Genomic DNA, 23,551 nt, shown 5'->3' on the forward strand with positions numbered 1-23,551 from the left:
AGCTGCCATGACCCGAGCCGCCCCCGACCCGCGCAAGACCCTCGACCCCGACCGGGTGGCCCAGTGGCTGGCCTGCCACCCTGACTTCTTCGTCGGTCGCGAGGGCCTGCTGCAGCAGCTCAAGGTGCCGCACCCCGAGGCCCGCGGCGCCACCTCGCTGCTCGAGCGGCTGGTCCACGACCTGCGCTCCCGCGCCGAGCAGGCCGAGTGGCGTCTGGAGCAGCTGCTGGAGTCGGCCCGCCACAACGAGGGCCAGTATCGCCGCACCCGCGAGCTGGTGCTGGCGCTGCTCGAGGCCGAGGACAACGACGCCCTGGGCCAGGCGCTGGCCACCCAGCTCGCCGAGCGCTTCCATACCCCGGCGGTGGCGCTGTGGTGCCCGGCCAGCCTCACCGATGCCGAGCCCCGGCCGCCCCAGGCCCCGCGCCAGGTCCTCGACGACCATGCCGGCCAGCGTCTGGCCGCCCTGCTCGACGGCCGCACCAGCCGCTGCACGCGACTGACGCCGACCGACTGGAAGCGCCTGCTGCCCCATGTGCCGGCGCCCGACAAGGCCGGCTCCTGCGCCCTGTCGCGGCTGACCCTGGGCGAGCCGCTGGGCTACCTGGTGCTGGCGAGCCCCGACCCCGACCACTTCCGCGCCAGCATGGATACCCTGTTCACCGAGTACGTGGGCGAGGTGGTGGCGCGGCTGCTGGTGCGCCTGGCCCCGGCCTCGCCGTGACCGCTCGCGCGCTGGACCGCGAGGTCGACGCCTTCCTGGCCGGGCTGGCCCGCACCGCCAGTCCGGCGACCATCAGTGCCTACCGGCGTGACCTGGCGGCCCTGGTGAGCTTTCTCGAGGCCGAGGCCATCGACGACTGGTCGCGGCTGGATGCCGCCCTGCTGCGCCGTTTCCTGGGCAGCGAGCGCCTGCGGGGGCAGGCCCCGCGCAGCCTGGCCCGGCGCCGGGCGGCCATCTCGGGCTTCGCCCGCTATCTGGTGGAGGCCGGCCGGCTCCGCCACAACCCGGTGCCGCTGGTGCGGACACCGCGCCAGCCCCGGCACCTGCCGCATCCCCTGGACGTGGACCAGCTGGCACGCTTCCTCGACACACCCCACGACGACTCGCCCCTGGCCCGGCGCGACCAGGCGATGCTCGAGCTCTTCTACTCGAGCGGCCTGCGCCTGGCCGAGCTGGCGGCGCTGGACCTCGGCGACCTCCAGCCGCAGCGGGTGCGGGTGCTGGGCAAGGGCGGCAAGCCCCGCCAGGTCCCGGTGGGTCGCCGGGCGCGCCAGGCGCTGGAGGCCTGGCAGGCGGTGCGCGGCCAGCTGGCCGCGCGCGACACGCCGGCGCTGCTCGTCGGGGTGCGCGGTGCCCGGCTGGGCCATCGCGCCATCCAGAAGCGGCTGGCCGGCCTGGCCAGGGCCAGGGGGCTGGCCGAGCACCTCCACCCGCACCGGCTGCGCCACTCCTTCGCCAGCCACCTGCTGGAGTCGAGTCAGGACCTGCGGGCCGTGCAGGAGCTGCTGGGCCATGCGGACCTCGCCACCACCCAGGTCTACACCCGGCTCGACTGGCAGCACCTGGCGGCCAGCTACGACGCGGCCCACCCCCGGGCACGCCGCCGCACCGACGATGGCGGGGAGCCTTCATGAGCCTGCAGGCGATCACCTTCGACCTCGACGACACCCTGTGGGATAACCGCGGCGTGATGGCGCGCACCGAGAGCGGCCACTATGCCTGGCTCGACGAGGCCCTGGCCGCCTGGCTGGCGCGCCGCGGCGAAACGCATCTCGGCCGCTTCGCCGAGCGCTTCCCCCTGGCGGCCTACCAGGCCGGTCGCCGCGAGCTCGCCGAGCGGCACCCGCTGCGTCGTGGCGACTTCAGCTGGCTGCGCGAGCGCGCCCTCGTCGCGCTGCTGGAGGAGTTCGGGCTGCCGCGCAGTGGCGCCTGGCTGTGGGCCGCCGCGACCATGGCCCGCTTCCACGAGCTGCGCCTCGCGGTCTCGCCCCATCCCGAGGTGGAGCCGCTGCTCACCGAGCTCGGTGGCCGCTACCGGCTGGGAGCCATCACCAACGGCAACCTGGCAGTGCATCGCCTGGCGCTTTACCGCCACTTCCGGGTAGCCATCGCCGCCGGCGAGATCCAGGCGCCCAAGCCGGACGCCCGTCCCTTCCTCGCCGCCCTGGCATGGCTCGCCACGCCGCCCTCCCGGGCACTGCATGTGGGGGATTCCTGGCAGGAGGATGTGCTGCCGGCCCTGCGCCTGGGCATGCGCGCGGCCTGGATCGCCGCCGACACGCCGCATGCCGGCGAGCTCCCCGCGGGGGTGCACCGCCTGCGCCACGTGCGGGAGCTGCCGGCATTGATCGACCGGCTGGAGCGTAAGGGCTAGAGCCCTCCGGGGTCAGCTTGGCTCGGCATCGAGCAGCCACTGATCGAGGCGCTCGTGCACCTCTTCGATGCCCTGCTTCTTGAGGGCGGAGAAGAGCTGGATGCTCACCAGGTCCTCCCACTCGCGCAGCCGCGAGCGCACCTGCTGAAGGGCGCTCTTCGCCGCGCCGCTCTTGAGCTTGTCGGCCTTGGTCAGCAGGATGTGCACCGGCATGCCAGCCTCGTCGGCCCAGCCGAGCAGGGTCTGGTCGAACTCCGTCAGCGGGTGACGCACGTCCATCACCAGCACCAGCCCGCGCAGCGAGCCGCGGCGGCGCAGGTAGTCGGAGAGATGGCGCTGCCACTCCAGCTTAACCTGCTCGGGCACCTTGGCGTAGCCGTAGCCCGGCAGGTCGACCAGCCGGTGGCCGCTGTCCTCGCCCAGCGTGAAGAAGTTGATCAGCTGGGTGCGTCCCGGCGTCTTGGAGGTGCGCGCCAGCGCCTTCTGCCGCGTCAGGGCATTGATGGCGCTGGACTTTCCGGCATTGGAGCGGCCGGCGAAGGCCACCTCGGCACCCTCGTCCGGCGGGCACCTGGCCAGGGTCGGGGCGCTGGTGAGGAAACGCGAGGCCTGATAGTTGAGGCGAGAGTTGAGTCGCGACATGGCGGGAAAATCCTGACGTTGATCAAGGGCGCCACGGCTTGCATTCCCGCGGCTCGGGTGTTCCGTTATAATGCAGTGTCTTTGTCTGCGACCCGGGGCGCGCCAGTATATCACCGTGCTCCGGCCGTCAGCGACCGACCACAGGGCGTCGGCGACGATCGGCCTGAGGGCAGCCGGCCTCGAGGATCGGGCGGCACCCGGGGTACGTACCGGCCAACAACGTAACGGGATAGTGGAACAGCGATGAGAAAGCTACTGGCAAGCCTGGCAATCACCGTGGGCGCCGTCGGCGTGGCCCATGCAGACCTTCAAGCGGATGCCGATGCCGCAGCGGGCAAGGAGAAGGCGCAGGCCTGTGCCGCCTGCCACGGCCAGCAGGGCATCAGCCCGTCCGGCGCCTTTCCCAACCTGGCCGGCCAGCAGGCCTCCTACCTGGCCAAGCAGATCATGGACATCCGCGACGGTGATCGCGAGGTGGCCCAGATGGCCGGCCAGGTGGACAACTACTCCGACCAGGATGCCTGGGACGTAGCAGTCTACTTCGCCGACATGGACCCCGCCCTGGGCCAGGCCGATGCCGAGGAGGCGCTGGTCGAGCGCGGCCGCGAGCTCTATCGCGCCGGCGACATGGCCAAGGGCGTCCCCGCCTGTGCCGCCTGCCACACGCCCACCGGCGAGGGCATCGGCAGCGCTGTCTATCCGGCGCTCTCCGGCCAGCACCCCGAGTACACCCTGAGCACCCTGCAGGACTTCGCCTCTGGCGCGCGGAACAACTCCCCCGCCAACATGATGAGTGATATCGCCTCCAAGCTGAGCGATCGCGACATGGAAGCCGTGGCCAACTACGTGCTCGGCCTGCACTGAGGCCGACCCGGCGCAGGCTGCGCTGACACGCCGAGGGCGGCCGTTGGCCGCCCTCGGCGTCTGCGGGGAACCCCACCCCCGGTCGGGACTCAAAGCCTGGGTTGTACCGCCCTGGATCACGATTCATTCAAGGAGAACCCCATGCTCAAGCCCCTGATGCTCGTCCTCGCCGGCCTCGCCCTGCCGGGCCTGGCTACCGCCCAGTCGCTCGTCGAGGGCGAGCAATACGAGGTGCTCGACAATCCGGTGGAGACCCAGGTCGAGGACGGGCACATCGCGGTGACCGAGGCCTTCTGGTACGGCTGTCCCCACTGCTACAACCTGGAGGAGCCACTCAACGCCTGGGTGGCCGAGCAGCCTGAGGATGTCGCCTTCCAGCGCATGCCGGCCACCATGGGCGGCGACTGGAACACGCATGCCTTCGCCTTCTACGCGGCCCAGGAGTTGGAGATCCTCGACGACCTGCATGACGACTTCTTCCATGCCATCCACGAGGAGGGGCGCAGCCTGACCGACCCCGATGCCATCGCCGCCTTCTTCAGCGACTATGGCGTCAGCGAAGAGGAGGCCAAGGGGGCACTGGGCTCCTTCGCCGTCAAGGGCAAGGTGAACCAGGCCCATGCCCGCATGCGCCAGATGCAGCTGATGGGCGTGCCGGCGCTGATCGTCGACGGCCGCTACCTCGTCTCGCCGAGCTCGGCCGGCAGCCTCGACAACATGCCAGAGGTCGCCGGCGCCCTGGTCGAGCGGGTCCGCGAGGAGCGGGCAGACTGAGATGTCGCACCTGGCCGAGGCAAGGACGCCGCTGCTCGAGGGCGGCCACTTGAAGCTGCTCACCTTCAACCTGCAGGTGGGCATCCAGACCTCGGCCTACCACCACTACTTGACGCGCAGCTGGCAGCACCTGCTACCGCACCCGAACCGGCTGCGGCGCCTGGACATGATCGGCGAAGTGCTCGGCCGCTTCGACATCGTCGGCCTCCAGGAGGCCGACGGCGGGAGCTTCCGCTCGAGCCAGGTCAACCAGGTGGAGTACCTGGCCAGCCATGCCGGCTTTCCCCACCACTTCCAGCAGCTCAACCGCAACCTGGGCCGCATCGCCCAGCACAGCAACGGGCTGCTGTCGCGGCTGGCCCCGACCCGCATCAAGGAGTACCGCCTGCCCGGCACCCTGCCCGGCCGCGGCGCCATCCATGCCCGCTACGGCGAGGGCCCCGATGCCCTGCACCTGTTCGTCGCCCACCTGGCGCTGAGCCACCGTGGCCGGGTACGCCAGCTCGACTACCTCAGTGAGATCATCCAGCCGCTGCGCCATGTGGTGGTGATGGGGGACCTCAACTGCACCCCCGAACAGCTCCATGGCCACCGGCGCTTCTGCGCCTCGCTGCCGCTGCATCCGGTGCGCCCGCCGCTGAGCTACCCCTCCTGGCAGCCCCGCCGAGCCCTGGACCACATCCTGCTGTCGGACTCCCTCCAGGCCGACGAGGTGCGGGTGCTCGACCACCTCTTCTCGGACCACCTGCCCATCGCCGTGGACGTGCGACTGCCCGAGGCCTGCCTGGAAACCTGCCTGGCCGCCACCCGAGACAAGACCCGACGGCGGCAGCGCTGACGGCCACCGCGCGAGTATCGTATAGTCAACGTTGGCCCGAGTAGCTGCTGCCGGGACGCCGGTATGCAACAATATCGTCCATCAGACGCGAAGACCGAACAGCGAGACCCACACCCATGGCCCAACCCCGTGAGCTGCCAGGCGTCATCGCCTGGCTCGACCGTGCCTCGGAATGGCTCGGCAGAAGCCTCTCCTGGCTTGTCCTGGCGATGATGCTCATCCAGTTCCTGATCGTGGTGCTGCGCTACGCCTTCAGCTTCAACAGCATTCCCATGCAGGAGTCGGTGATGTACATGCATGCCACCGTCTTCATGTTGGCGGCCGCCTGGACCCTCAAGCACGACGGCCATGTGCGCGTGGACATCTTCTATCGTGCCATGACGCCGAAGCGCAAGGCGCTGGTCGACCTCTGCGGCACCCTCTTCCTGCTGCTGCCGGTGATGGTCTTCGTGATCCTGTCGAGCACGGGCTACGTGAGCAAGTCGTGGCGCATCTTCGAGGGGTCGCCCGATTCCGGCGGCATCCCCGGGGTCTTCCTGCTCAAGACGCTGATCCCGCTGTTCGCCGGGCTGATGCTCCTGCAGGCGCTGGTGGAGGCGAGTCGCCACCTCCTGGTCCTCACCGGGCGCATCGACCCGCCCGCCCATGACCACGACCACGCCGAGGAGCGCCTGTGATGCTGGAGTTCATGCCGCTGGTGCTGTTCCTCGTCATCTGCCTGGTGCTGATGGCCGGCTATCCCGTCGCCCTGTCGCTGGCCGGCACCGCCCTGGCCTTCGCCGGCCTGGGGCTGGGACTCGAGACCCTGGGGATCGATGCCCACTTCGACAGCGGGTACCTGGGTGCCTTTCCCAATCGCCTCTACGGCATCATGACCAACCAGACCCTGCTGGCGGTGCCGCTGTTCGTGCTGATGGGGGTGCTGCTGGAGAAGTCCAAGGTCGCCGAGACCCTGCTCGAGGCCATGGCTCTGCTGTTCGGCTCGCTGCGCGGGGGCCTGGGCATCTCGGTGACCCTGGTCGGCATGCTGCTGGCCGCTTCCACCGGGATCGTCGGCGCCACCGTGGTGACCATGGGCCTGATGTCGTTGCCGACCATGCTCAAGCGCGGCTACAGCATGCCGCTGGCCACCGGCACCATCTGTGCCACCGGCACCCTGGGCCAGATCATTCCGCCCTCCATCGCCCTGGTACTGCTAGGCGACGTGCTCTCCTCCGCCTATCAGCAGGCCCAGCTGTCGATGGGCATCTTCAGCCCCAAGACGGTCTCGGTAGGCGACCTGTTCATGGGCGCCCTGGTACCCGGCTTGCTGCTGGTGGCGTTCTACATCGTGTATGTGGCGATCATCGCCTGGCTCAAGCCCAGTGCCGCGCCGGCTGTCGATCGCCGGGAGCTGATGGCCGAGCTCGGTCACAAGGGCGGCCTCGGGCTGTTGCTACTCAAGGGGCTGGTGCCACCCGTCGTGCTGATCGTCATCGTGCTGGGCTCGATTCTCGGCGGCTTCGCCACGCCCACCGAGGCCTCGGCGGTGGGGGCCTTCGGTGCCCTGGTATTGGCCCTGGCCTATCGGCGCCTGGACCTCCAGACCCTCAAGGAAGTGCTGCGTTCGACGACCCATGTCACCACCATGGTGTTCATGATCCTGATCGGTGCCGCGCTCTTCTCGCTGGTGTTCCGCGCCTATGGTGGCGAGGAGCTGGTCACCGGCCTGTTCGAGAACATGCCCGGCGGTGTGGTGGGGGCCACCCTCATCGTGATGCTGGTGATCTTCCTGCTCGGCTTCATCCTCGACTTCATCGAGATCACCTTCGTGGTGGTACCGATCGTCGGGCCGATCCTGCTGGCCATGGGGCTCGACCCCATCTGGCTGGGCATCATGATCGCCATCAACCTGCAGACCTCCTTTTTGACCCCGCCCTTCGGCTTCGCGCTCTTCTACCTGCGCGGCGTGGCCCCGGACTCGGTGCCCACCTCGGCGATCTACCGCGGGGTCATTCCGTTCATCGTGCTGCAGCTTTGCATGCTGCTGGCCCTGGCCTGGTTCCCGGAGCTGGCCACCTGGCTGCCGGACCAGTTCTGAGCGGATAAATGACGACAGGATTGCCGGTGGCCGCTGTGGCCGCCGGACACACGCCGGCCCTCGCGAGGGCTTTCCACGACAACATACAACACGCACAACAAGCAGAGGGAAAGCACATGAAACTCAGATCACTCGCCGTCGCCGTGGCCATGAGCGGGGCCGTCTCCGGCCTGATGCTGGTCTCCAGCGTCGACAACACCGCGCAGGCCCAGGAAACCTTCGAGTGGAAGATGGTCACCTCCTGGCCGAAGAACTTCCCGGGCGTCGGCCAGGGGCCCGAGCGCCTGTCCAAGCTGGTCGAGGAGATGTCCGACGGCCGCCTGACCATCGAGGTCTTCGGGGCCGGTCAGCTGGTGCCGGGCTTCGAGGTATTCGACGCCGTCTCCGGGGGCACCGCGGAGCTCGGCCATTCCGCCTCCTACTACTGGAAGGGCAAGGCCCCGGCCGCCCAGTTCTTCGCCGCCGTGCCCTTCGGCATGAATGCCCAGGAGATGAACGCCTGGCTGCACTACGGCGGTGGCCTCGAGCTGTGGAACGAGCTCTATGACGACTTCGGCGTCGACGTGCTGGTCGCCGGCGCTTCCGGCGTGCAGATGGGCGGCTGGTACAACAAGGAGATCAACTCCGTCGACGACCTTAACGGCCTGAAGATGCGCATGCCGGGCCTGGGCGGCGAGGTAATGGAGCGCATGGGCGTGGCCATCGTCAACATGCCCGGCGGCGAGATCTTCACCTCGCTGCAGTCCGGCGCCATCGACGCCACCGAGTGGATCGGCCCCTACAACGACCTGGCCTTCGGCCTGCACCAGGCCGCCGACTACTACTACTACCCGGGCTGGCACGAGCCGACGGTGATGTTCGAGGCGATCATCAACGAGGAGGCCTATGCCTCGCTGCCCGCCGACCTGCAGGCGATCCTGCGCACCGCGGTGCGCGACATCAATGCCGATGTGCTGGACGAGTACACTGCGCGCAACAACGACGCCCTGGAGACCCTGGTCAACGAGCACGGGGTGGAACTGCGCCGCCTGCCGGACGACGTCCTCGCCCAGGCCAAGGAGCACTCCGCCGACGTGGTCGCCGAACTCGCCGAAGACAGCGAGATGGCCGGCAAGATCTACGACTCCTACCGGACTTTCCAGGACAAGGTGGTCGACTACCACGCCATCTCCGAGCAGGCCTACTACAACGCCCGCAACCCGGACGAGAGCACCGGCAACTGAGGCCGTTGTCTCGCCAGCGCAGGGGGCCGCCTACGGGCGGCCCCCGTGCGTTGCGGCAGTGATCCTGGGCCTGGCGATCAGCGGCACAGCGGCGCCAGCCAGGCCTGCGCGAACCACAGCACCAGGGCATAGCGCACCGCCTTGGCCAGGGCGATCAGCAGGATGGCACGCCACCATGGCAGGCGCAGGACGCCGGCCAGCACGGTGAGCGGGTCGCCGACCACCGGCGCCCAGCAGGCCAGCAGGCTCCACTCGCCGAAACGCAGGTACCAGCGCTCGGCCCGCTCCAAGCCGCGACGGGACACCGGGAACCAGCGGCGATCCTGGAAATGCCGCGCGTAGCGCCCCAGGGCCACGTTGACCAGGCTGCCCAGGGTATTGCCGGCGCTGGCCACCGCCCACAGCAGCAGGGCCGGCTCGCCGCTGCACCACAGCCGGGCCAGCCACACCTCGGAGCCACCGGGCAGCAGGGTGGCGCTGGCCAGCGCCACCAGGAACAGGGTCAGCATGGTACCGCCCCCCGTCGCTGCAGTAGGCTAGGGGCCCCCTTCGACCGCAATGACGTGACGCCGATGGCCGCCTCCCGCTCCATACCCAACACCCTGACCATCGCCGGCTCCGACCCCAGTGGCGGTGCCGGCATCCAGGCCGACCTCAAGACCCTATCGGCCCTGGGAACCTATGCTACCAGCGTGATCACCGCCCTGACCGCCCAGAACACCCGCGGCGTCAACGGGGTTCATCCGGTACCGGCAGCGTTCATCGCCGCCCAGCTCGAGACGCTGCTCGATGACATTGCCATCGACGCCGTGAAGATCGGCATGGTGGCCAGCCGGGAGGTGGCCGAGGTGATCCGCGAGGCCCTGGGCACCCGGCGGCCGGGCTGGATCGTGCTCGACCCGGTAATGGTGGCCAAGAGCGGCGACATCCTGGTCAACGATGCCGGCATCGCGGCGGTGCGCGAGTGCCTGGTGCCGCTGGCCGACCTGATCACCCCCAACCTGCCGGAGGCCGCGGTGCTGCTGGGCTGTCCGGTACCGGAGGACCGCGCCGGCATGGAGGCGCTGGCCCCGGGCCTGCGGGCCCTGGGCGCCGGCGCCGTGCTGCTCAAGGGGGGCCACCTGCATGGCGAGCACTGCCCCGACCTGCTGATCGAGGGTGGCGCCCTGCACTGGGTGGAAGGGGCTCGCATCGCCACCGGCAACCTGCACGGCACCGGCTGCACCCTCTCCTCGGCGATCACCGCCCGCCTGGCCCTCGGCGACGCGCCTCGCGACGCCGTGGCCGCCGCCAAGGCCTGGCTGTCGCGGGCGCTCGAGGAGAGCCACCAGCTTGACGTGGGTCAGGGCCATGGGCCGGTACACCATTTCCATGCTGCCTGGTAGCCCGACTGGCTTGCGCGCTCCCGCCCTGCCGCCCATGCTGAAGGCTGTGCCGTGGGGATCCACCTTCCCGGGAGGGAGCCATCATGAACCAGACCCTGCTCTTCGCCAGCGACCTCTCCGCCGAGAACCGGGCCGCCTTCGCCCGCGCCATCCGCCTGGCGGTGGAGAGCGGTGCCCGGCTCGATGTCATCCATGTGCTCGACCCCTACCTGCCGCGGCGGGTCCTGCACGACCTGGAAGCGGCCGTGGTGGAGGACATCCGCGCCACCCTCGTCGACATCCGCGAGGACTATGCCCTGCCCGAGCCCCAGTGCCTGATCCAGACCATGGCCGGCGCCCCCTATGCCGAGATCATCCGCGAGGCCCATGAGCGCGAGGCGGACATGATCATCCTCGGCGCCCATCGCAAGCGCGGCCAGCCTGATCTGGTCGCCGGCACCACCCTCGCCCGGGTGCTGCGCAGCGCTCCCTGCCCGGTGCTCTCGGTCAGCCACCTGGCCACCCAGGAGTGGCAGGACATCCTGGTACCGGTGGACTTCTCGCTGACCTCGCGGCATACCCTGCGCGAGACCCTCAAGCGCTTCCCCGGCGCCCGGTTGACCCTGCTCCATGCCTGGGACATCCCCGGCGAGCGGGAGCTGGGCTCCGACGGCGACTATGCCCGCTGGCGCGACCGCGAGGTGGAGCGCCTGCGCACGCAGCTCGAGCGCGAGACCGAGCAGCTGATGAGCGAGCTCGACGACGTCCCGGAGCTCGAGCTGGTGCTGGAGCAGGGCGAGCCCCTCGAGGTCCTGATGACCCGCCTGCGCCGCCAGCCGCCGGACCTGCTCGCCCTGGGCAGCCGCGGTCAGCTGGGCCGCCACAGCCAGATCACCGAGCACCTGCTCGCCGAGCCCCACTGCGACATCATGCTCTGCCGCGCCTGGTAGGGAACGCAAGATAGCTATACAAAACCTTTACCGATGGGTATTGTCCATGTCGGTAAATCCCCTGTCGTGAGAGGTTCGCCATGCCCCTTCCCAGCCTACGAGGCGCCCTCCTGCTGACGACCCTGGCAATCGGCCCCGCGGCGGCGGCCGAGACGGTGGAGATCAAGGGCGCGCGCTTCCCGGCCGCTCTGGAGGCCGACGAGCGCCGCTACGAGCGGATCGGCCACGGCCTCTTTCGCTACATGATCTGGGACGCCTATGCCGGTGCCTACTACCAGGCCCAGGGCTTCCCGCGCCCGGCCCCTCAGTCCAAGGTGCCGCGCCGCCTGGAACTCGAGTACTTCCACGCCATCGAGGCCGAGGAGTTCGCCGAGGCAACCCTCAAGAGCGTGCGCAAGTCCCTCGACGACGCCAGCTATGCCGAGCTGGCATCGCCGCTGGCGGCCTTCAACGAGCGCTATCGCGACGTCGCCCCCGGTGACCGCTACGCCTTGGGCTGGGACGGCGACGAGCTGACCCTGGCCCTCAACGGCGAGATTCTCTACGAGGGCGACAATCCGGCGCTGGCCAACGCCCTGTTCGGTATCTGGCTGGGGGAGGATCCGCTGGGCGAGGCGTTCCGCGACGACCTGCTGGGGCGCTGAGGCGGCAACATGCTAGGCTTGGCGCTCCGTGACGGCAGCCAAGGAGACCCCGCCCGATGAAGGCCCTGATCCAGCGCGTGAAACGCGCCAGCGTCGAGGTAGACGGTCGCGAGGTGGGCGCCATCGGCACGGGGCTGCTGGCCCTGGTGGGCGTCGAGAAGGGCGACGACGAGGCGACGGCCGACCGCCTGCTGCACAGGCTGCTGCACTACCGGGTGTTCCCCGACGAGGCGGGCAGGATGAACTTGAACCTCCAGCAGGCCGAGGGCGGCCTGCTGCTGGTCGCCCAGTTCACCCTGGCCGCCGATACCCGCAAGGGGCTGAGGCCCAGCTTCTCCAGCGCCGCGCCGCCCGCCGAGGGCGACCGGCTCTTCCACTACCTGCTCGCGCGCGCCCATGACGCCTGGCCACGGGTCGCCAGCGGCGAGTTCGCCGCCGACATGCAGGTCTCGCTGATCAACGACGGGCCGGTGACCTTCCTGCTGGAGAGTTAGCTACTTAGTTCTGCCTCCATGGCCTCCAGCGCCTCCTCGGCCTCCAACCAGGCCTGTTCCAGCTCTTCCAGACGCGACTTGAGCTCGCCCTGGCGACCGAGGCGGTCGGTGAGCTCCGCCTTGCGCGCGGGGTCGGTATAGAGCTCGGCGTCGCCCAGTGCCTCCTCCACGCTGGCAAGCTCTGCCTGGACCCTTTCCATGGCCTGCTCGGCACGGTCGCGCTGCTTCTTCAGCGGCCGCAGCCTCTCGCGCAGCTCGGCGGCGACGCGACGGGCCGTCTTGCGATCCTCCCTGGGGCCCTCCGCCTCGGCCTGGCGGTCGGCCTTGTCGGCCCGGGCCTCGCGGCGCTCGCCCTCCAGACGCGCCTTCAGCCAGGCCCGGTAGTCCTCCAGGTCACCGTCGAAGGGCTCGACGCGGTGGTCGGCCACCCGCCAGAACTCGTCCACAGTGGCGCGCAGCAGGTGGCGGTCGTGGGAGACGATGATCACCGTCCCCTCGAAACTCGCCAGCGCCTCGGTGAGCGCCTCGCGCATCTCCAGGTCCAGGTGGTTGGTGGGCTCGTCGAGCAGCAGCAGGTTGGGCTTCTGCCAGGCGACCAGCGCCAGGGCCAGGCGCGCCTTCTCGCCGCCGGAGAAGCGCCCCACCTCGGCGAAGACGTCATCGCCGTGGAAACCGAAGCCGCCCAGGAACTTGCGGATGTCCAGGTCGGCGGCCGCGGGCGACAGGCGCTGCACGTGCATGAAGGGGGTAGCGGCCAGGTCCAGCCCCTCCAGCTGATGCTGGGCGAAGTAACCGATCGCCAGGTGTTCGCCGGCCACCCGCCTGCCGGACAGCAGCGGCAGGTCGCCGGTCAGCGACTTGATCAGGGTCGACTTGCCGGCCCCGTTGGGACCCAGCAGGCCGATGCGTTGACCGGGCAGCAGGGTCAGCTTGACGCCGTCGAGCTGCACCGTCTCCCGGCCGGCCCCGTCACGGTAGCCCAGGCGCGCCTCGTCGAGCACCAGCAGCGGGTGGGAGACCTTGTCTGAGGCGGGAATGGTGAAGTGGAACGGCGAGTCGGCATGGGCCACGGCGATATCCCCCATGCGCTCGAGGGTCTTGAGCCGGCTCTGGGCGGCGCGGGCCTTGTTGGCCTGATAGCGGAAGCGCGCCACGAAGCGCTCGATCTCCTCGCGGCGCGCCTGCTGCTTGGCGGCCTCGGCCTGCTGCAGGGCCAGCTTCTCGGCCCGGGTGCGCTCGAAGGTGGAGTAGTTGCCGCGATAGAGCACCAGGCTGCCGCGATCGAAGTGCACGATGTGGTCGCACACCGCGTCGAGGAAGTCGCGGTCGTGGGAGATCAGCAGCAGGGTGCCGGGGTAGCGGGTCAGCCACTGCTCGAGCCACAGCAGGGCATCCAGGTCCAGGTGGTTGGTGGGCTCATCCAGCAGCAGCAGGTCGGAGGGCTTGAACAGCGTGCGCGCCAGGTTGACGCGCATCCGCCAGCCCCCCGAGAACGCGGCCAGGGGCCGGTCCAGGTCGGCCTGGACGAAGCCCAGCCCGACCAGCAGCTGGGCCGCCCGGGCCGGTGCGCTGTAGCCGTCCAGCGTCTCGATGGCGCCATGCAGCTCCGCCTCGCGGTGGTCGTCGCCCCGCTCCCGGGCAGCCGCCAGGGCCGCTTCCGTCTGGCGCAGTTCGCGGTCGCCATCCAGCACGTAATCGACGATGGAGCGCTCCAGGGCTTCCACCTCCTGGTCCATGTGGGCGATGCGCTGGCCACCGCTCATCTCCACCTCCCCCTTGTCCGGGGGGAGCTCGCCGAGCAGCAACTTGAACAGGCTCGACTTGCCCGCCCCGTTGGGCCCGACGATGCCCGCCTTGTGGCCGGCGTGCAGGGTCAGGTCGGCCCCCTCGAGCAGGGTCTGGGTGCCGCGTTGCAGGGAAACTTGGCGCAGTGCGATCATGCAGGCTCCACTCGGCAGTCCGTGAGGCTGCCGCCCACCGGGACGACAGCCATGTCATGAACCACGATTCTACCCAATTGCCGTCCGCTCTGCGGGCTCGACTGCGCGACGCCCCCCTGTGGGAGTTCGCCCTCGCCCTCTACGGGCGCGACGGCGTCGAGGCGGCCTGCCTGTTGCTCCAGGACGAGGCCGGGGTCGATGTCTGCGAACTGCTCTGGCTCTGCTGGCTGCACCGTCACGGAGTGTCGTGCGACGCCTGCCTCGAGCCGGTCCGCCGCTGGCAGCGCCATGTCACGGCCCCCCTGCGTCGGCTGCGCCGGGAGCTGAAGCCAGAGGCCCGAGGGCGCGAGACCGTGGCCTCGCTGCGCCGGACGCTCCAGCAGGCCGAGCTCCAGGCAGAGCGCGAGGCCCTGTCGCGACTAGAGCGGCTGGCGCTGGAGAGCGACCGGCTGGATGCCCTGCCGAGCCCTGCCCCCCGTCTGGCTGAACGCCTCGCCACGCATCTGCAAGTGCAGAAAAAACCTCATCTTAGCGCCCTGAGAACCCTGGAAAGCCAGCTTGACCCCCCATGTCGGCCACGCTAGCCTGAAATTAGCCGAGTGAATGTCATGTTCACCTGACACCCGTCGATGGTCGCATCCTCCATCACGGGACACACCTGCAGAGGGACCACAAGAATGAAGTCACACAAGCTGTTGACGGGCGCCGGAATCGGCGCACTGATGTTCGGCATGTCCACCGCTGCCATGGCCGACAACTGGCGCTACGCCCACGAGGAGTACGAGGGTGACGTCCAGGATGTCTTCGCCCAGGAGTTCAAGCGCTACGTCGAGGAAAACTCCGACCATAGCGTCCAGGTCTACCGCTTCGGTGAGCTCGGCGAGTCCGACGACATCATGGAGCAGACCCAGAACGGCATCCTGCAGTTCGTCAACCAGTCGCCCGGCTTCACCGGCGCCTTGATTCCCGAGGCACAGATCTTCTTCATCCCCTACCTGATGCCCACCGACATGGATCAGGTGCTCGAGTTCTTCGACGAGAGCAAGGCCATCAACGAGATGTTCCCGGAGCTCTATGCCGAGCAGGGCCTGGAGCTACTCCAGATGTATCCGGAAGGCGAGATGGTGGTCACCGCCGACGAGCCGATCACCTCGCCGGAGGACTTCAATAACAAGAAGATCCGCACCATGACCAACCCGCTGCTGGCGGAGACCTACAACGCCTTCGGCGCGACCCCCACGCCGCTGCCCTGGGGCGAGGTCTATGGCGGCCTGCAGACCGGCATCATCGACGGGCAGGAGAACCCGATCTTCTGGATCGAGTCCGGCGGCCTCTACGAGGTCTCCCCGCACCTGACCTTCACCAGCCATGGCTGGTTCACCACCGCCATGATGGCCAACCAGGACTTCTTCGAGGGCCTCTCCGAAGAGGACAAGGAGCTGGTGCGTGAGGCGTCGAATGCGGCCTACGACCACACCATCGAGCATATCCAGGGCCTGGCCGAGGAGTCTCTCGCCAAGATCCAGGAAGCCTCCGACGAGGTCACCGTGACGCGCCTGAACGAGGAGCAGATCCAGGCCTTCAAGGAGCGCGCTCCCCAGGTCGAGGAGGAGTTCATCGAGATGACTGGCGAGAGCGGCAAGGAACTGCTCGACCAGTTCAAGGCCGACCTTGAGGCCGTGAGCGAAGACGCGGAGTAATCACCGCCGGCTTCGACCTTGAAGGGGGGGTGGCCTGCCCGGGCCACCCCCCTGGTGTTTCTGGACATGAGATTTCTGGAAATGAGGTTGCTGGGCATGAAGTTTCCGGACAGGGCAGCGTGCACCCAGCGTTGACGTCGGTGGCCACCTGGCCTGGCATCCACGCGTATGCTGGCCATAAGGAAATCCTGATTTTCCCGCATCGCAGCCGAAGGGGAGTACGGACATGACCGACGACGAGTCCGAAAAGCACTATCGCTCGGGCCTTCCTGGCCCGCTCGGGATCATCGACACCCTGATCAGCAAGCTGGAGGCGGCGATCCTGGCGCTCGGCGTGCTGCTGATGGCAGTCAATACCATCGCCAATGTCATCGGCCGTTTCGTCTTTGGGGAAAGCATCATGATCTCCGGCGAGATCAACCGCATCCTGATCATCATGATCACCTTCGCCGGCATCGGCTATGCGGCACGCCACGGCCGCCATATCCGCATGTCGGCCATCTATGATGCCCTGCCGGCAGGAGGTCGCAAGGCGTTGATGATCGTCATTTCACTGCTGACCTCGCTGGTGATGTTCTTCCTTCTCTACTACTCGATCATCTATATCCTCGATATGTATTCCAAGGGCCGCGTGTTGCCGTCGACGGGCCTACCGATCTGGATCATCTACGTCTGGGTGCCGTTGGGCTTCCTGATCACCGGGATCCAGTACCTGCTCACCGCGATCAAGAACCTGACGTCACGGGACGTCTACCTGTCGACCGGCGTAATCGACGGCTACAAGGACACGGAAACGGAAGTCTGACGCAGGGCAGAATGCCCGGGGGAACGCACGATGACGACAATAATGGTTACCACCATGATCGCCCTGCTGCTGCTGGGCTTTCCCATGATGATCCCGCTGATCACCGCGGCGATCATCGGTTTCTACATGATGTTCAATGGCCTGGGCCAGATGGACACGCTCATCCAGCAGATGTTGGCCGGCATCCGCCCCGCCTCGCTGATCGCGGTGCCGATGTTCATCCTCGCTGCGGACATCATGACGCGCGGCCAGTCGGCCGAGCGGCTGATCAACATGGTGATGGCCTTCATCGGCCATGTGAAGGGCGGCCTGGCGGTCTCCACGGCCGCCTCCTGCACCCTGTTCGGCGCAGTGTCGGGCTCCACCCAGGCTACGGTGGTGGCCGTCGGCTCCCCCCTGCGCCCCAAGCTGCTCAAGGCCGGCTACTCGGACTCCTTCACCCTGGCGCTGATCATCAACGCCAGCGATATCGCCTTCCTGATCCCGCCGAGCATCGGCATGATCATCTACGGGGTCATCTCGGGAACCTCCATCGCCGAGCTGTTCATCGCCGGCATCGGTCCAGGGCTGCTGATCCTGCTGATGTTCTCGATCTACTGCGTGATCTACGCCACCGTGCGCAAGGTGCCCACCGAGCCGAAGTCAAGCTGGGGCGAGCGCCTGACCGCGGTCCGCTTGGCCCTGTGGCCGCTGGGCTTCCCGGTGATCATCGTCGGCGGCATCTACGGCGGCATCTTCAGCCCCACCGAGGCGGCCGCGGCCTGCGTGCTCTACGCCATCTTTCTGGAGTTCCTGATCTTCCGTTCGCTGAAGGTCAACGACATCTACGCCATCGCCAAGTCCACCGGCCTGATCACCGCCGTGGTGTTCATCCTGGTGGCCGTGGGCAATGGCTTCTCCTGGATCATCTCCTTCGCCCAGATTCCCCAGGAGATCCTGGCGGCAGCGGGCATCCACGAGGCCGGCCCCACGGGCGTGCTGATCGCCATCTGCATCGCCTTCTTTGTGGCCTGCATGTTCGTCGACCCCATCGTGGTGATCCTGGTACTGACGCCGATCTTCGCCCCGGCCGTGGCCGCCACCGGGCTCGACCCGGTGCTGGTGGGCATCCTGATCACCCTGCAGGTGGCCATCGGCTCGGCGACGCCACCCTTCGGCTGCGACATCTTCACCGCCATCGCCATCTTCAAGCGCCCCTACTGGGACGTGATCAAGGGCACGCCGCCCTTCGTCTTGATGCTGATCCTGGCCGCAGCCCTGCTGATCATGTTCCCGCAGATCGCCCTGTTCCTGCGTGACCTGGCGTTCCGTTGACCCAAGGAGTAACGACCATGTTCAATCGGATACTGGTCCCGGTGGATGGCTCCAAGGGCGCCCTCAAGGCGCTGGAGAAAGGCGCCGGCCTGCAGCTGCTGACCGGGGCCGAGCTCTACATCCTGTGCGTCTTCAAGCACCACAGCCTGCTCGAGGCCTCGCTCTCCATGGTGAGGCCCGACCGGCTCGACCTGCCCGATGACGCCCTCAAGGAGTACGCCACCGAGATTGCGGTCCATGCCAAGTCGCATGCCGTGGAGCTCGGGGTGCCGGCCGAGAAGGTCCGCGCCTTCGTCAAGGGGGGACGACCGTCGCGCACCATCGTGCGCTTCGCCCGCAAGCGCGAGTGCGACCTGATCGTGATCGGCTCCCAGGGCACCAACGGCGACAAGAGCCTGTTGCTGGGCAGCGTGGCCCAGCGGGTGGCCGGCTCTGCCCACTGCCCGACCCTGATCGTCTGACCCTCGCGCACGCCCCCGCCGGGCCGGTTTCCCCCGCATGCCATGCGGGTGCGGAACCGGCCCGGCCCTGTTAGAGTCCCATGAATTCCATGCATTTCGTGACATCCACCCGAGGCGCCTGCGCGCCAACGTACAAGGTTCCTTCATGAAGACACTGCTGACCTCCGCTTCCCTGGCGGCCCTGCTGGCCGCCGCTCCCCTGGCACTGGCCGCCGCCCCGGAGACCGACGACGAGAAGCTGGGCTACAGCCTCGGCGTGACCCTGGGTCAAAGCATCCAGCAGGACGTCGAGGACCTGGACATCGATGCCTTCACCCAGGCCATCCGTGACGTCTTCGACGGCGGCGAGCTGGAGATGAGCGACGAGGAGATGGCCGAGGCCCTGACGACGTTCCAGCAGGAGGCCATGGCCGCCCGTGAGGCCGAGGCCGAACAGCAGTCCGCGGCCAACCGCGCCGAGGGCGAGGCCTACATGGCCGAGAACGCCGAACAGGACGAGGTGACGGTCACCGACTCCGGCCTGCAGTATCGCGAGCTGGAGTCCGGCGATGGTGCGACCCCCGGCGCCGACGACACCGTCGAGGTCCACTACGAGGGCACCCTGATCGACGGCACCGTCTTCGACAGCTCCTACGAGCGCGGCGAGCCGGTGAGCTTCCAGGTCGGCCAGGTCATCGAGGGGTGGCAGGAGGCCCTCCAGCTGATGAGCGTGGGAGACACCTGGGAAGTGGTGATTCCCTCCGATCTCGCCTACGGCGCCCAGGGACAGGGGCCCATCGGCCCCCACGAGACGCTGATCTTTAAGGTCGAGCTGCTCGACGTGGCCGGTGAATGATCCGGTCCCGATGAAGGCCATCCGCCACCTGGCCGCCGCCAGCCTCTGTCTGGGGCTGGCGGCCCCGCTGGCCGCCCAGGAGCCGCCGGCACAGCTGCCGGGCCTGGGTGTCGACCGGGACGGGGTCAGCGTGCTCGGCGTCTCCTCGGGGGGCTACATGGCCACCCAGCTGGCAGTGGCCTGGCCCGAGCGGTTCGCCGGGCTGGGCGTTGCGGCCGCAGGGCCCTGGGCCTGCGCCCGCGGCTCCCTCGGCCTGGCCCTGGGCCAGTGCATGGCGACCCGGCGGGGCATGCCGGACCCGGCGGAACTGCAGAACCGCTACCAGGGGTACCGACAGCGCGAGCTGGTCGGCGACCCCGAGGCCCTGGCCGAACTGCGGGTCTTCGTCTGGCATGGCGCCAAGGACGAGACCGTGACCCCGTCACTGGGCCGTGCCCTGGCAGAGCAGTTCCGCGACTGGCTGGCCTCGCCCGATGACCAGCTGAGGTTCGTGGAGAGCGAGGAGGCCGGCCATGGCTGGCCGCTGGCGGCGCCACCGGGCACGCCCGTGGATGCCCTGGCGGACTGCCGCGCGGGCGGCGGGACCCATCTGCTGGCCTGCGACCTAGACATCGCCGGAGAGATGCTGGGCTGGCTACACGGCGACCTGGAGCCCCCCGAGCCGGGCGAGCCTCGGGGCGAGCTGGTGCGCTTCGACCAGTCGGACTTCGACGCCCGCGGGCTGGGCGATACCGGTTACCTCTTCGTGCCGACGGGCTGCGAGGACGGCGGCTGTGAGCTCAGCGTGGCGCTGCATGGCTGTGCCATGGATGTCGAGCAGATCGACGAGGCCTTCGTCCGCCACAGTGGCCTCAACGAGTGGGCCGCCGCCAATCGACGGGTGGTGCTCTACCCCCAGGCGGAAACCAGCCTGCCCAATCCTCAGGGCTGCTGGGACTGGTGGGGCTTCGCCGAGAGCACCTGGCAGCTCGACCCCCTGCATGACAGCCGGCAGGGCTCCCAGACGGGGGCGCTGATGGCCATGATCGAACGCCTGCAGCAGGCACCCGACACAAACTGAACCGGCCGGCGCATCATCCCTCGGCCAGCGCCTGCTCCAGGGCGGCCTGCAGCGGGCCTGACGTGGGAGAGTGCAGCACCCGGCGGCGAATCTCGCCGTCGCGGTCGACCAGGAACAGCGAGGCACTGTGGTCGATGGTGTAGGCCATGGCCGAGTCGGGGGTCTCCACCTTGCGCCAGATCACACCGTAGCGCTCGGCCAGTTCCTCGAGCGCTTCCTGGCTGCCGGTGGCACCGATGAACTCCTCCCCGAAGAAGGCCAAGTACTCCTCCAGTCGTGCCAGGGTGTCCCGCTCGGGGTCCACCGAGACCATCAGCGGGACCACCCGGCGCCGCTGCTCGGGGTCGAGGCGCCCCATCACCTGGCGCACCACGGCGAGGCTCATCGGGCAGACATCCGGGCACCAGGTGTAGCCGAAGAAGACCACCGCCAGCTGATCATCGTCGAGCTGGCTCAGCGAGAACTCGCCTTCGGTCGACGGCAGTTCGATCGGCCCTCCCTGGGGTTCGCCGTTCGCCTGTTCCCTCAGCTGCTGCTGATAGAGGCCGAGACCGACCGCCGCCACCACCAGTATCGCGCCCAGTCCCAGCCAGATGCCTCGCCGCTTCATGATCACCGCCTCGCCACTTCGAAGTCGAACCAGCTTCCCAGACGCCCCTGCGGGGTGTCCACCACCACCTTCGCGCGCCAGGGCATGACCGCTTCGGTGCAGATCGCCACCTGCCCCTCCCCGCGGAAGACGCCGCCCCCCATGGCCTCGAGGGGAAAACGGTGCAGCCCCATCTCCATGTCGCGGCCGACGAAGTCGACGCGGGCCGAATCGGCGCTAATGCCGGCCAGGCGCACCTCCAGCGGCAGACGCTCCAGGGCCCGGATGGGACCATCCGACTCGATCGCCAGGCGCAGCGTGATGCCCTGCCCCAGGCGCGCCGTGCAGGGGGCCGCATGGAGGTCGCAGCGGGCCTCCGCCGGCGGATGCCAGTGCACGCCCGCCTCGTCGCGCAGGCTGTAGCGGGTCAGGTACCAGAGCGCCACGGCAAGGGTCAGCAGGGTGAGGATGATCAGCAGGCGCAGCAGCGGGGGGCGAGCCGCGCCGGTCGACGACAGGATGCGCTGTGGCATGGCGGAGAACGGGGCCTCCATCGGTGGCAGGATGCAGGTAAGCTTATCAGCATTTGCCTGCGGCGAAGTGCGCAAGGATGTCGCAGGGGGGAGCATCGCGAAGGAGGTGTCATGGAAGGCGTGGGCAATGCACTGGGACCGCTGTTCCTGCTGATCCTGCTGGGCGCCGGGCTCGGCTGGTGGCGCCAGCCGGGCGGCGACTTCTGGCCTCGCATGGAACGGCTGATCTACTTCCTGCTGTTTCCCGCCATGCTGGTCTCGACCCTGGCCACCGCGGACGTTGCCCAGGTGCCGGTGGCCCGGCTGGCCCTCGCCCTGCTGGGCGCCATAGGCCTGTTCGGCCTGCTGCTGTGGGGGCTGCGAGCCCGGCTGCGTCTCGATGCGCCCGCCTTCACCTCGGCCTTCCAGGGGGCGCTGCGCTTCAATACCTATGTCGGCGTGGCCGGGGCCGCCGCCCTTCACGGCAGTGCCGGCGCCACGGTGGCCGCGGTAGCGGTCGCGCTGATGGTGCCGGTGGTCAACGTGCTCTGCGTGGCGAGCTTCATCGCTGCCGGCACCCTGGGTTCGGCGAGCCTGGGCAAAAGCCTCGCCGCCCTGACCCGCAATCCGCTGATCCTGGCCTGCCTGACCGGCATCGCCCTCAACGTCAGCGGCATCGGCCTGCCCGGCTGGAGCGAGCCCGGCATGGAACTGCTGGGGCGTGCCGCCCTGCCGCTGGGCCTGGTGGCCGTGGGCGTGGCGCTGCGCCCCGCCGCCCTGCTGAGGCTGGACCGCGGGGTCTGGGCCGCCAACCTGGTCAAGCTGGGCCTGATGCCGGCCCTAGTGCTCGCCTTCGCCCTGCTACTGGGCCTGGACCCGGTAACCCGCGACGTGGCGCTGCTCTTTGCCGCCCTGCCCACCGCCACCTCGGCCTATATCCTGGCCCGCCAGCTGGGCGGAGACGCCGAGCTGATGGCGGCCCTGATCACCGGCCAGACGCTGCTGGCCATGGTGACCCTGCCGCTATGGCTACGCCTCGCAGGCTGAAGCCACGCCGATAACGAAAAGCGTTCGCATTTGTATTGACAGAGCAAACGAGAATTATTACGCTTAAATCGTGGCGTTGATGAGGCGCCACGCCGGGCAGGAAGGCGCCAGTCTCCTGCCTTGGTTTCTCCCTCTCATTGCTAGTCACGGTCTTTTTTGCCGCCCCTACGGGGCGGCTTTCTTTTGCCCGCAAGATTTCTTCCCGGACGAAAGCGCCCCCGGCACCTGTTGAATGCCGGGGGCGCGGAAGGGGGGGCAGGCCCTGAGCGGTCAGTCGACCCGCTTGAAAATCAGGTCCCAGACGCCGTGCCCCAGCTTCTCGCCACGCGCCTCGAACTTGGTCAACGGACGAAACTCGGGGCGGGGCACATAGGGGGCCGTCTCGGGGCCGGCGATGTTGGCGAAGCCGGGGGCGGCGTCCATCACCTCGGCCATCCACTCGGCATAGGCCTCCCAGTCGGTGGCCATGTGCAGGATGCCACCGGGCTTGAGGCGGGTGCGTACCAGCTCGACGAAGGCGTACTGGACGATACGCCGCTTGTGGTGCTTCTTCTTCGGCCAGGGGTCGGGGAAGAACAGCTGCAGGGTATCGAGGCTCGCCTCGGGCAGGCACTGCTCGAGCACCGCCAGGGCGTCCTCGCGGTAGACGCGCAGGTTGGTCAGGCCACGCTTGTCGGCCTCGTCGAGCAGCTTGCCGACCCCTGGCGCATGCACCTCGATGCCGATGAAATCGGTATCGGGATGGCGCTCGGCCTGCTCGACCAGGGAGGCCCCCATGCCGAAGCCCACCTCCAGCACCCGGGGCGCCTGTCGCCCGAACAGGGCATCGAGGTCCTGGCGGCCATCGGCGAGGCTCAGCCCCAGGCGCGGCCAGACCTCCTCGAGCCCCCGGGTCTGGGCCTGGGTCATGCGGCCGGCACGCAGCACATAGCTCTTGATGCCGCGGCGGTGCAGCGGGGCGTCCGGACCTTCGGGGCCGGTCGTCTTGTCGTCGTGTCGCGGGTCGCTCATGGCGTAGGGAAACTCTTGCCTGGAAA

At 68.6% G+C, this 23,551-nt stretch carries 27 protein-coding genes; 21 read left to right on the forward strand and 6 right to left on the reverse strand.

The window, feature by feature from the left end; genetic code table 11:
* Window positions 1–7 precede the first annotated feature (7 nt).
* Genes M8009_RS13715 through M8009_RS13725 form a run of 3 tightly spaced genes read left to right on the forward strand, consistent with a single transcriptional unit; the run spans window position 8 to window position 2,378 of the window.
* Entirely contained in the window at window positions 8–724 is a 717-nt protein-coding gene (locus tag M8009_RS13715; RefSeq protein ID WP_133636788.1) for a DUF484 family protein, read from the forward strand.
* On the forward strand, window positions 721–1,638 hold the full coding sequence (locus tag M8009_RS13720; RefSeq protein ID WP_250062125.1) for a tyrosine recombinase XerC: 918 nt from the start codon (window positions 721–723) through the stop codon (window positions 1,636–1,638). Before M8009_RS13715 ends, M8009_RS13720 begins: the two co-directional genes overlap by 4 nt.
* Window positions 1,635–2,378: an HAD family hydrolase gene (locus M8009_RS13725; protein ID WP_250062127.1), complete on the forward strand. Its 744-nt coding sequence runs from the start codon at window positions 1,635–1,637 to the stop codon at window positions 2,376–2,378. Before M8009_RS13720 ends, M8009_RS13725 begins: the two co-directional genes overlap by 4 nt.
* Before the next feature lie 12 nt (window positions 2,379–2,390).
* Here the strand turns inward: M8009_RS13725 and yihA are convergent, their stop codons facing one another.
* On the reverse strand, window positions 2,391–3,020 hold the full coding sequence (gene yihA, locus M8009_RS13730) for a ribosome biogenesis GTP-binding protein YihA/YsxC (protein WP_250062129.1): 630 nt from the start codon (window positions 3,018–3,020) through the stop codon (window positions 2,391–2,393).
* A gap of 243 nt (window positions 3,021–3,263) precedes the next feature.
* Here yihA and M8009_RS13735 point away from each other — a divergent pair, with 243 nt between their 5' ends.
* The 6 genes from M8009_RS13735 (at window position 3,264) to M8009_RS13760 (ending at window position 8,799) form a co-directional block, all read left to right on the forward strand.
* Window positions 3,264–3,884, forward strand: coding sequence for a c-type cytochrome (locus M8009_RS13735; protein WP_250062131.1), 621 nt, complete (start codon window positions 3,264–3,266; stop codon window positions 3,882–3,884).
* Between the two features lie 141 nt (window positions 3,885–4,025).
* Window positions 4,026–4,658 carry a thiol:disulfide interchange protein DsbA/DsbL gene (locus tag M8009_RS13740; protein ID WP_250062133.1) on the forward strand — a complete coding sequence of 211 codons (633 nt, stop codon included), beginning with the start codon at window positions 4,026–4,028 and terminating at the stop codon, window positions 4,656–4,658.
* A gap of 1 nt (window position 4,659) precedes the next feature.
* Window positions 4,660–5,496 carry an endonuclease/exonuclease/phosphatase family protein gene (locus M8009_RS13745; protein ID WP_250062135.1) on the forward strand — a complete coding sequence of 279 codons (837 nt, stop codon included), beginning with the start codon at window positions 4,660–4,662 and terminating at the stop codon, window positions 5,494–5,496.
* Between the two features lie 116 nt (window positions 5,497–5,612).
* Window positions 5,613–6,173, forward strand: a complete 561-nt coding sequence (locus M8009_RS13750; RefSeq protein WP_250062136.1) for a TRAP transporter small permease subunit — start codon at window positions 5,613–5,615, stop codon at window positions 6,171–6,173.
* The gene (locus tag M8009_RS13755; RefSeq protein ID WP_250062138.1) at window positions 6,173–7,576 is read left to right on the forward strand and encodes a TRAP transporter large permease; all 1,404 of its coding nucleotides are present in this window, start codon (window positions 6,173–6,175) and stop codon (window positions 7,574–7,576) included. The genes M8009_RS13750 and M8009_RS13755 overlap by 1 nt, the downstream gene beginning before the upstream one ends.
* Window positions 7,577–7,692: 116 nt before the next feature.
* The gene (locus M8009_RS13760; protein WP_250062140.1) at window positions 7,693–8,799 is read left to right on the forward strand and encodes a TRAP transporter substrate-binding protein; all 1,107 of its coding nucleotides are present in this window, start codon (window positions 7,693–7,695) and stop codon (window positions 8,797–8,799) included.
* A 77-nt stretch (window positions 8,800–8,876) separates the two neighbouring features.
* On the opposite strand, the gene M8009_RS13765 is transcribed toward M8009_RS13760, so the two are convergent.
* Window positions 8,877–9,308 (reverse strand): YqaA family protein, encoded by a 432-nt coding sequence (locus M8009_RS13765; RefSeq protein WP_250062142.1) that lies wholly within the window; start codon window positions 9,306–9,308, stop codon window positions 8,877–8,879.
* Between the two features lie 63 nt (window positions 9,309–9,371).
* Here M8009_RS13765 and thiD point away from each other — a divergent pair, with 63 nt between their 5' ends.
* From thiD to dtd, 4 genes are all read left to right on the forward strand, one after another.
* Window positions 9,372–10,184, forward strand: a complete 813-nt coding sequence (thiD, locus tag M8009_RS13770; protein ID WP_250062150.1) for a bifunctional hydroxymethylpyrimidine kinase/phosphomethylpyrimidine kinase — start codon at window positions 9,372–9,374, stop codon at window positions 10,182–10,184.
* Window positions 10,185–10,267: 83 nt separating this feature from the next.
* Window positions 10,268–11,113: a universal stress protein gene (locus M8009_RS13775; protein WP_250062152.1), complete on the forward strand. Its 846-nt coding sequence runs from the start codon at window positions 10,268–10,270 to the stop codon at window positions 11,111–11,113.
* A gap of 80 nt (window positions 11,114–11,193) precedes the next feature.
* The gene (locus tag M8009_RS13780; RefSeq protein ID WP_250062154.1) at window positions 11,194–11,757 is read left to right on the forward strand and encodes a chalcone isomerase family protein; all 564 of its coding nucleotides are present in this window, start codon (window positions 11,194–11,196) and stop codon (window positions 11,755–11,757) included.
* Window positions 11,758–11,813: 56 nt separating this feature from the next.
* The gene (dtd, locus tag M8009_RS13785) at window positions 11,814–12,251 is read left to right on the forward strand and encodes a D-aminoacyl-tRNA deacylase (RefSeq protein ID WP_250062156.1); all 438 of its coding nucleotides are present in this window, start codon (window positions 11,814–11,816) and stop codon (window positions 12,249–12,251) included.
* Here the strand turns inward: dtd and M8009_RS13790 are convergent.
* A complete protein-coding gene (locus tag M8009_RS13790) occupies window positions 12,248–14,191 on the reverse strand; it encodes an ATP-binding cassette domain-containing protein (RefSeq protein WP_250062157.1) in 1,944 nt (647 codons plus the stop codon). The two genes, dtd and M8009_RS13790, sit on opposite strands and share 4 nt — an antisense overlap.
* Window positions 14,192–14,247: 56 nt before the next feature.
* Between M8009_RS13790 and M8009_RS13795 the strand changes: the two genes are divergently transcribed.
* The 7 genes from M8009_RS13795 to M8009_RS13825 all read left to right on the forward strand — a co-directional run bounded on the left by M8009_RS13795 (window position 14,248) and on the right by M8009_RS13825 (window position 20,366).
* Window positions 14,248–14,775: a TIGR02444 family protein gene (locus M8009_RS13795; protein ID WP_250062159.1), complete on the forward strand. Its 528-nt coding sequence runs from the start codon at window positions 14,248–14,250 to the stop codon at window positions 14,773–14,775.
* A gap of 93 nt (window positions 14,776–14,868) precedes the next feature.
* On the forward strand, window positions 14,869–15,891 hold the full coding sequence (locus tag M8009_RS13800; RefSeq protein WP_250062161.1) for a TRAP transporter substrate-binding protein: 1,023 nt from the start codon (window positions 14,869–14,871) through the stop codon (window positions 15,889–15,891).
* A gap of 226 nt (window positions 15,892–16,117) precedes the next feature.
* Window positions 16,118–16,696: a TRAP transporter small permease gene (locus tag M8009_RS13805; protein WP_250062163.1), complete on the forward strand. Its 579-nt coding sequence runs from the start codon at window positions 16,118–16,120 to the stop codon at window positions 16,694–16,696.
* 30 nt (window positions 16,697–16,726) lie between these two features.
* Window positions 16,727–18,010, forward strand: a complete 1,284-nt coding sequence (locus M8009_RS13810) for a TRAP transporter large permease (protein WP_250062165.1) — start codon at window positions 16,727–16,729, stop codon at window positions 18,008–18,010.
* 17 nt (window positions 18,011–18,027) lie between these two features.
* Window positions 18,028–18,471 carry a universal stress protein gene (locus tag M8009_RS13815; RefSeq protein ID WP_250062167.1) on the forward strand — a complete coding sequence of 148 codons (444 nt, stop codon included), beginning with the start codon at window positions 18,028–18,030 and terminating at the stop codon, window positions 18,469–18,471.
* A 145-nt stretch (window positions 18,472–18,616) separates the two neighbouring features.
* The gene (gene bamJ, locus M8009_RS13820) at window positions 18,617–19,306 is read left to right on the forward strand and encodes a BamJ family beta-barrel-assembly machinery protein (protein ID WP_250062169.1); all 690 of its coding nucleotides are present in this window, start codon (window positions 18,617–18,619) and stop codon (window positions 19,304–19,306) included.
* Window positions 19,299–20,366, forward strand: a complete 1,068-nt coding sequence (locus M8009_RS13825; protein ID WP_347709846.1) for a prolyl oligopeptidase family serine peptidase — start codon at window positions 19,299–19,301, stop codon at window positions 20,364–20,366. Before bamJ ends, M8009_RS13825 begins: the two co-directional genes overlap by 8 nt.
* Window positions 20,367–20,379: 13 nt before the next feature.
* Here the strand turns inward: M8009_RS13825 and M8009_RS13830 are convergent, their stop codons facing one another.
* Both M8009_RS13830 and M8009_RS13835 read right to left on the reverse strand, forming a co-directional pair.
* Complete coding sequence (locus M8009_RS13830) at window positions 20,380–20,976, reverse strand: SCO family protein (RefSeq protein WP_250062171.1); 597 nt, start codon at window positions 20,974–20,976, stop codon at window positions 20,380–20,382.
* Between the two features lie 2 nt (window positions 20,977–20,978).
* The gene (locus M8009_RS13835; protein ID WP_250062173.1) at window positions 20,979–21,488 is read right to left on the reverse strand and encodes a hypothetical protein; all 510 of its coding nucleotides are present in this window, start codon (window positions 21,486–21,488) and stop codon (window positions 20,979–20,981) included.
* A gap of 111 nt (window positions 21,489–21,599) precedes the next feature.
* Here M8009_RS13835 and M8009_RS13840 point away from each other — a divergent pair, with 111 nt between their 5' ends.
* Entirely contained in the window at window positions 21,600–22,514 is a 915-nt protein-coding gene (locus M8009_RS13840; protein ID WP_250062175.1) for an AEC family transporter, read from the forward strand.
* 270 nt (window positions 22,515–22,784) lie between these two features.
* Here the strand turns inward: M8009_RS13840 and trmB are convergent, their stop codons facing one another.
* Complete coding sequence (trmB, locus tag M8009_RS13845; RefSeq protein ID WP_250062177.1) at window positions 22,785–23,525, reverse strand: tRNA (guanosine(46)-N7)-methyltransferase TrmB; 741 nt, start codon at window positions 23,523–23,525, stop codon at window positions 22,785–22,787.
* Window positions 23,526–23,551 lie beyond the last annotated feature (26 nt).

Source organism: Halomonas gemina, assembly GCF_023554995.1.
GTDB classification, from domain to species: Bacteria; Pseudomonadota; Gammaproteobacteria; order Pseudomonadales; family Halomonadaceae; genus Halomonas; species Halomonas gemina.